General features: G+C 33.1%; 8 protein-coding genes and 1 pseudogene. 6 read left to right on the top strand and 3 right to left on the bottom strand.

Annotated features, from left to right (window positions below):
- Positions 1-270: 270 nt before the first annotated feature.
- Complete coding sequence (locus BPMYX0001_RS11135; RefSeq protein WP_033798895.1) at positions 271-1,221, bottom strand: nucleoside hydrolase; 951 nt, start codon at positions 1,219-1,221, stop codon at positions 271-273.
- Between the two features lie 514 nt (positions 1,222-1,735).
- On the opposite strand from BPMYX0001_RS11135, the gene BPMYX0001_RS11140 reads away from it, so the two are divergent.
- Positions 1,736-2,479: a YrrS family protein gene (locus tag BPMYX0001_RS11140; RefSeq protein WP_018780541.1), complete on the top strand. Its 744-nt coding sequence runs from the start codon at positions 1,736-1,738 to the stop codon at positions 2,477-2,479.
- A 105-nt stretch (positions 2,480-2,584) separates the two neighbouring features.
- On the opposite strand, the gene BPMYX0001_RS11145 is transcribed toward BPMYX0001_RS11140, so the two are convergent.
- The gene (locus BPMYX0001_RS11145; RefSeq protein WP_006094954.1) at positions 2,585-3,109 is read right to left on the bottom strand and encodes a GNAT family N-acetyltransferase; all 525 of its coding nucleotides are present in this window, start codon (positions 3,107-3,109) and stop codon (positions 2,585-2,587) included.
- 90 nt (positions 3,110-3,199) lie between these two features.
- Here BPMYX0001_RS11145 and BPMYX0001_RS34895 point away from each other — a divergent pair.
- Both BPMYX0001_RS34895 and BPMYX0001_RS11150 read left to right on the top strand, forming a co-directional pair.
- A pseudogene (locus BPMYX0001_RS34895) lies at positions 3,200-3,316 on the top strand (DUF1453 domain-containing protein); the annotation flags it as partial.
- A gap of 80 nt (positions 3,317-3,396) precedes the next feature.
- Positions 3,397-3,903 carry a DUF3189 family protein gene (locus BPMYX0001_RS11150; protein ID WP_018765970.1) on the top strand — a complete coding sequence of 169 codons (507 nt, stop codon included), beginning with the start codon at positions 3,397-3,399 and terminating at the stop codon, positions 3,901-3,903.
- A gap of 34 nt (positions 3,904-3,937) precedes the next feature.
- Here BPMYX0001_RS11150 and BPMYX0001_RS11155 read toward each other — a convergent pair whose 3' ends face one another.
- On the bottom strand, positions 3,938-4,648 hold the full coding sequence (locus BPMYX0001_RS11155) for a hypothetical protein (protein ID WP_006094955.1): 711 nt from the start codon (positions 4,646-4,648) through the stop codon (positions 3,938-3,940).
- 563 nt (positions 4,649-5,211) lie between these two features.
- Between BPMYX0001_RS11155 and BPMYX0001_RS11160 the strand changes: the two genes are divergently transcribed.
- The 3 genes from BPMYX0001_RS11160 to BPMYX0001_RS33965 form a co-directional block, all read left to right on the top strand.
- Positions 5,212-6,417: an MFS transporter gene (locus BPMYX0001_RS11160; RefSeq protein ID WP_003197956.1), complete on the top strand. Its 1,206-nt coding sequence runs from the start codon at positions 5,212-5,214 to the stop codon at positions 6,415-6,417.
- 203 nt (positions 6,418-6,620) lie between these two features.
- Positions 6,621-7,526, top strand: a complete 906-nt coding sequence (locus BPMYX0001_RS11165) for a glycerophosphodiester phosphodiesterase (RefSeq protein WP_006094956.1) — start codon at positions 6,621-6,623, stop codon at positions 7,524-7,526.
- Positions 7,527-7,737: 211 nt separating this feature from the next.
- Positions 7,738-8,097: alpha/beta fold hydrolase (locus tag BPMYX0001_RS33965; RefSeq protein WP_033798896.1), on the top strand; the 360-nt coding region annotated here is incomplete at its 3' end.

Below are 8,097 nucleotides of genomic sequence, written 5' to 3' on the forward strand. Positions count from 1 at the left end.
TGGGAGATAAACTGCCCGTAAAAGCCCGATTGGTTCAACTAATAATCAGTGGGGAATGAAGAAAGCCCCCACTGATTAAAGTTTCACTTTATGGGAAAGAGACAGGGTTGCTGTTATAGATCGCAAAGTAGAAACACAAAGATTTGTCATCCCTGTGTTTCTTGAAGTTTCCTTTGATTACTCGATAAAGAGAACCCTAGGATATACCGGTTACTTATACAATTTTTGTAAATATTTCTTGAAACAGTTTTATCTCTCAACGAAAGAATGCTACAGCCTTCTCCTTAGGAACGTTTCCATAATATCATTCTTGAATTTTTCATAATCAAACTGAAAAGCCACATTATGCGTTTTATAACCTGGATTAGTCACAAAACGAAAGTCTGCAATACTTTGACCGAATCCTTCCCCTTGATCGGGAATTACTTTGATGGGTACTCTTGAAAGACCAACAGCCTCTTGATTCAGCAAATACCACACTGTTACAAAATCATGCATAGGGCTTCCTCCTATACCGGGATTCGACTTGGAGTAGAAATTATAATAGTAGTCTAACATAGGCTTAATGATGAGTCCTGCAATATCCTGTGTATCCTGATGAAATGCATCGATTTGTTGGACCATTTCGGGTGTAACAACCGCATGTTGAGTTACATTTAACGGAATAATTGTCAAGTTCTTCGCATGCTGCAGAATTAAGTTTGCTGCATAAGGATCCGCATAAAAGTTAGCTTCAGCCACCGCAGTCACGTTTCCTGGATAAAAAAAAGCTCCGCCCATGCAAATGTATTCTCTCACATTCCGCATTGTTTCTAAATTTAAAACAAAGGTCGTAGCTAACGAAGAAAGTCTTCCCAAATTGATAATTGTAAGATCATCTAAATTTGAATTTATAATTTGGTAAATATCATTTAAGGGATAAACTGGATAAGAAATTTCAGGTGGAATGATAGGTCCTAATCCGACTTTTCCATGTACCTCAGGAAAATACTGAACCAATATACCCGTTAACGGTACAGAAGCACCAAGGAATACAAGTATCTCTTTTTTTCCCGCAATGTACTTCAAATAGTTAATATTTCTTATGGCATTCTCTCTTGATACATTTCCATAATCGGCTACAATCCCTAAAATTTGAATATCTTTACGAAAAAAGGTGTACAGGATGGCAAATGCATCGTCAATTCCCAAATCTGTAAACAGGAGAACCTTTTTTAGCATGTGTATTCCTCCAAAAGTTATAGAGTTCTATTTTCACTAAGGATGTAGTGAGTAGGCTTGTACATATATATTTTATGTATTCCTATAGAGTGAATTCTATTCATATGTAGTTGAAATAGAACATCATTAGGAAACTTACGGTGTTAAGGTGAGTGTATTATGCCCAACTTTTGCAGATGCACCAATAATTGTAAAATACTTTAATAAAAGTAGATGAATTCTTGGAGTGGTTGACGCTTTTATTAAAAATTGTAGAAACATTCTAGCTTAACATTAATTTTGTTGTTGAAATTCTGAATATTAAAATGTAATATAAAAAAAGCGTGTTTAACAATGTACTTATTTTAGATAAGAAAATGTATTTACAATAAAGGTGTGTGTAAGTGATAAGGAGGAAGGGGTTAACAACTATACAGATGAATTTTAAAGTTCATCAACATATAAACTTACTGGATTCTAAAATAGTGAGCAAAGCATACAGTTTCACAGTAAAAGTTACATGGAGGTTTCAGAAATGGGAAATGAAGGTAGATTTCAAGAAAAGCAACAAGCCCGTCGACAACGCAGTGTTGTTAATATTGGATTAAGTTTAGTATTATTGACAGTCAGCATGGTATCTTATCAGTTATTTTTTACTGATCATACAAAAGGAAAAGAACATCCAGAAGAAAAGAAAGTAGCCCAATTAGCATCTAAAGAGGCGAAAAACAATAAATTAGAGGAACGAAAAACAAAACAATCAGAAGCAGACTCATCAAAGGAACAAGCAAACAAAGAAAGTGAAAAACAAAAATTAATAGAACAGCAAAATCAAGAGAAAGAAAGCTCAAAAGTACAGGAAAAAGAAAAAGAAAAACAGAACAATGAAAATCTAGTAAAAAAACAAGAAGAACAAAAGGATAATAAAATTGAAGAACAGAAGGCTAATGTAGAAACAATAAATAAAAATCAATCAGATAGAGATGCAAATCAAACAGAACAAAATAAGCAATGGAATCCAGTTGGTACAGAGCAAGGGGCAAAACCTGCCATGCAATTTAAAGAGGGAACGACAGATTGGAATGAGATGAAAAAAGCAATTTCCTACGCTGTTGAGGTTCCTGAATCACAACTCATTTATGATTTTATTGGAAATAACGGAACGAATAAGGCCTATGGTAATGTGCGAGATAAGCAAAGCAATAAAAAATATAAAGTGTATATTGATTGGATTGAAAATAAAGGCTGGAAACCAGTATCTGTTCAAGCTGTGAAATAATTATACCGACAGATATTCCGCCGAAATTCAGCAAATAAAGCAAAGACTCTCCCAAACGGAGAGTCTTTTATATGAGTTATTATTTTTGATATCTTTGCTGTTTATTTATGTGGTTTCTTTTCGTTTATCAAATGCAAACAGGTTAAGTTCTTCAGAATCATTGGCCAGCTGCATCGATCGTTCAAACCGCAACCCTACTTTTTCAAGAAGTTTGGCTGAAGCGTGATTATCTGGAGTAGTAATCCCCACAATACGATTTAGCCCCAATTTATCTTTTCCATATGCCATCACCGCAGAAGCTGCTTCATAGGCGTATCCTTTAGCCCAATACTTTGGGAGAAAGGCAAATCCAATATCTACATCTTCCAAGGAATCTCTTTTTACTAGACCACAAATTCCAATCGGAACATGATCCTCCTTCCGTTCTACTAAAAAAAGACAGAAACCAAATTGCTCATACATGCGAATCGGTCCATTCAAAATATAGATCCTTGCATCTTCTAACGTTCTCACACCGCGATCTCCTATAAATTGTAACCAAGAGGGGTCATTCAAAAGCTCGAGGATAAACGCTGCATCGTCGGTTGTTTGTAGGCGAAGAGTAAGACGCTCTGTTTCGAGAATATTCAAAAGAAATACACCTTCCTTTCAGTATTATATTCTATCTAGATATCATAATCGTATATTAACTTAAAACTCAAGGGTATTTTTTCGTGAGGTACACATTATATGTTAACCGTTGTAACAAACATTTTTTTATGTACGCCACTTGGTACAATAATTAGTAGAAGATATTATATTTGGAGAAAATATCACGAATTAACAAGTAAGTTATAAAATCAAAGCTTCACTTGATTAGTAAATGATGAAATGGTGATACTAATAATTATGAAACGTTTATGATAAGGGATGGTATTATGATTTTTATTTATACAGATTTTGGCGGAACACATACAACTTCACTTGCAGCAGCATATCATTTAAACAAACTCCCCACTGATCGAAGACTGACAAAAGAAGAAATTTTAAATGTGGACTATTTTAATAAGCTTAAAACGTCTGATATGGGAAAAATAATTTTTCATGGAAGGGACGAAGGAGGAAATCCGGTTTATACAGTAGGACACGGGACATCAAAAGTAGTTGTTCCATCCATGAAAAATTTAGCGGAAATTCTTCAACATCAGTATCAAAACAATGAAAAAATCATTTTTTCAAATACTTCACCAACAGTTCCACTTCCTATGACGTTTGGAGGATTGTTTTCAAGAAGATTACATATTGATTTTATTGGTGTTCCCTTACTCGTATGGGGAGCAAAACTGTGTTGTGATAATATACAACGACTTGTTGATTATACAAAAGAAGCGGGTAGAATGACTAATGATTATGTTGTTATTTTAGAGAATGAAACTTTCAAATAAAAAATGCAGGATTTATTGGAATCCTGCATTTTTTCTATATCAATTCAACTTTTTTTCGAATGACAATCTTATCAATTTCGTCTTCTTCATCCCCAATATATAAGCCACGTTCTTTTAAATATGTTTCAAAATATAAATCTGCTTCTGCACGTTCATCATAAGGTTTTACAGATAAAACAAATCCTAATTTATTTTGTTCCTCTAAATGAGAAGTAGAGATATAAGCGGGGGTATTATGACGTAAGAATAGCTCCTTAACAGGAATTATCATATCCTTCATTAGCTTTGATAACATGCTCATTTCAAAATCAAAGTTAAATCGATCAATACTAGATATGTCAGCAAATACCACCCCAATAAAGCCTGTATTAAATACTTCTTGAAATTCGGCGTCTTGCTTATCATAAAAATTCTTTTCAATTAAGTAATTTTTAAAATAAGCAACACCATCAGCTTGTTCAAAAGGTTTTGTTGAAAGAACAAAACCTATCTTCTTTTGTTTATGTAAATACACACAAGACATATGTGCAGAAATATTATGCTCTTTAAATAAAGAACTTGTTGCGCCTGCAAGGCCATCTAATACATGATGGACAATTTGAAGCTTTTTACGGGCAAAATAATAGGATTTTTTTTGTAGTTCCAATGTATCAATAAACACAGAACCGATAAAGCCTGTATTTGAGATAGTAGGTGTATGCTTTTTTCTTCCTCTGCGTTTGTTTTGAGCCATTGTAAAAATCATCCCTTCAAGTACGATTGAAATAAAAGAACGTTTGTTCGTATATTTATATTTTACTATTTAATCGTTATAAAGTAAAGGGATTTTTACCGGAAAAACATAAAAAAGACACCTTTTAAAAAGTGCCCTGAATGCGATAGGGAAGAGGATTCAACCCATTTTATTTACGATTTATATTATGAAACAGAGACAAGTTCTTCTGCATCTTCTACATCTAAATGACAATCCATTGTACGTACATCTTGATCTTCATGACTTCCGAAATAAATAGTAATTTTCATATGTATCGCTCCTTTATTCTAGGAATACCTAAAATAATTACTAGTAATGTTACTGCCTATTATATACCACTTTTTCCATTTCGACAATCTTATCCAGTTTATAATTTTATTTTGTAAATATTAAGAATATTTGTTATGATACACTTAATTAAATGTAAGGAGGAATTAACATGTTAAAAACTTTAAAAACATTCTCAAGTAAAGGAAGAGGAGTGCATAGTATTTAAGCTAACTTAACACTCCTGCTTCCGCGAAGAATATAAATATCGGAAAGTAGGAGAACGTTTGGATAAGTATACGCTGGCAAATCATAATATTTCTATTTTATTTTGGGTACATTTTTTTGGAACAATTAGCTTTTTACAAGCAGTTATGACGTTGTTTTATGTGGAAAGAGGATTAACTCCTTCAAATATTTTTATTGTATTGATGTGCTGGAGTGGAGCGGTTTTAATTGGAGAAGTACCAGCAGGCATTTTTGCAGATCGTTTCAGTTTAAAACTCTCTTTTATAACAGGCGCTTGCATAAAAATTATAAGTATCTCTATTTTGTTCTTTGCTGATAACATATGGCTATTTTGTTTATATAGCTTATTGAATGGTTTATCAGTCACATTTTTTTCGGGTGCTGATGAAGCCTTAATATACGAATCTTTAAAAGAAACGAATGAACAACATCTTATGGATAAAGCGATGGGAAAAATTCAATCCGCTAGCTTTATTTCAATGTTGATTGCTGTTATTTTCGGATCTTATTTTGCGAAAGATTTGAAGGAAGAGCAATTCTTTATTTTAATTACACTCGGACTTCTTTTTCATTTCGTAGAATTAATTTTACTTTTATTTATAAAAAATCCGGCGGTGGAATTTGAATATAATGAGTCAGCTTATTCACAAGTAATCGAAGGAATACAAGTTATCCGAAGAGCACCTCAATTACTTATTATGTTCTTAAATATATCGCTTGTATTTATTCCAGCGAGTGCAGTTTTTGACAACTATGATCAATTACTTTTGAAAAATGCAGGCGTGCCCGTATTTGCAATTGGCATATTATATGCAGTCGCTGCAATAGGCGGATATTTTGCATCCATTTCTATAGGGTGGTTAACCCGAAAATTCTCTCGTATATTTTTATTAAATCTTTCAGGTGCATTAGCTGTCTGTGGATTACTATTAGCAGCGTGCTTTGGAAATACGTTGTGGAGCGTTTTAGGAGCATTTATTATATTACGATTTGTAAGAGCAATAAGATATCCGATTTATTCACAGCTGAGTAATGATATAATTCCATCACATGTACGTGCAACAACAATTTCATTGTTATCAGTACTAGATTCTGTACTGGATTTAATTATTTTTGGTACGTTATCTATACTTGCTGTATACGGGTTACCTGTTATGTTTATGGGTTGTACTATAATTGCACTGATAGGTACTTGCTTACCGATTAAAGGTATAAGAGAAGTGCCTAAAAATATTGAATCGTAAATCTGTTTTAAGGCGACCATTCTTTAAGGTATATCCAAGCCTTAGAGGATGGTTATTTTTTATCAAGACATTAGCTATCCAGTTGTTTATTTTGTAGACTGAATGATTTTGTTACAAAGCTTTAATAACATATTTATACGTGCTTAAATTTTATCGTGTAACATATATAAATAGAGTATAAGATTAGGAGTTAAAATATCACTATGAAAAAAGCACTTATTACTACAACTGTTTGCATCTTGATAGGAATAAGCATTGCTATTCTACAGCAAACAAAAGAAATAAATTATATAAAAGCTAAGAATCGATCAGATCATGTCATAACAATTGCCCATAGAGGGGCATCTGCATATGCTCCAGAACATACAATATCAGCCTATAAATTAGGTCAACAATTCAAAGGTGATTATATAGAAATAGATCTTCAAATGACAAAGGATGGACACTTAATTGCTATGCATGATAATACATTAAATCGAACAACAAACGGATCAGGACTTGTTAAAGATCATACATTAGAAGAAATAAAAAGACTTGATGCTGGTAGCTTCTTTAATAAAAAACATCCCAAGCTATCAAAAGAAGAATTTAAGGACGTAAAAGTACCAACGCTTGAAGAGATTATTGAAACGTTTGGCCATGATGCTCGTTATTATATTGAAACAAAATCACCAGAGGACTATCTAGGAATGGAAGAAAAGCTTTTAGAAATACTGAATCGATACCAACTAAGTGATCCCGCTATTGTAAAGGAGAAAATAATCATCCAATCATTTAGCACTGAAAGTTTAAAAAAGATTCATAGTCTAAATTCTAGCATTCCGCTGGTGCAATTATTAACACACAAAAAAGCAGTCAGACTAACCAATGAAGACTTAAAGGCGTATAAAACTTATTGTGTAGGCTTGGGCATGAACTATACATATATGAATGCTACCGACGTTCCAAAAATACAAAAACAAGGCTTAGAAGTTCACCCATTTACAGTAGATAAAGAGGAAGATATGAAAAAAATGATTGAATGGGGTGTAGATGGGATGTTTACGAATTATCCGGATCGTTTACAGCATGTAATTTTATCATTATCCATTAGTAATGAAATAGATTAACCTAAGTTACAAAAATATAATATAATTAGCAATGGGGTTAAGCCTCTTATTCATTTCTTATAAGGAGAGTGCTTATTATGATTATTAAGTTCATTCGTTTCCGTTAATTTCAGGTACATTTCTATTCGTTCATTTTTCTAAAGGGAATTTTGGGCTGTCTTGATGTACCTTTTTTCAAATGACCAAATTCGAATGAAATGAGGAATGAATTATGAAAGAAAAGATAAATAAAATTAATGGAATTGATATATGCACAGAGAGTTTTGGAAATCCTAATCACCCAGCGACTTTACTGATTATGGGAGCAATGTGTTCGATGGTTTACTGGGATGAAGAGTTCTGTAAACGATTAGCAGATACAGGGCGATACGTTATTCGATATGATCATCGAGATGTTGGGCGTTCCGTTACCTACAAGCCAGGAAGTTCTCATTATACTGTGATAGACATGGCGGATGATGCTGTTGGAGTACTCGATGCATACGATATTAATCATGCACATATTGTAGGAATGTCTTTGGGAGGTATGATTGCTCAAATTATCGCAGTAAGGCATCCTCAAAGAGTCCTA

This window comes from Bacillus pseudomycoides DSM 12442 (genome assembly GCF_000161455.1).
Taxonomy (GTDB): domain Bacteria; phylum Bacillota; class Bacilli; order Bacillales; family Bacillaceae_G; genus Bacillus_A; species Bacillus_A pseudomycoides.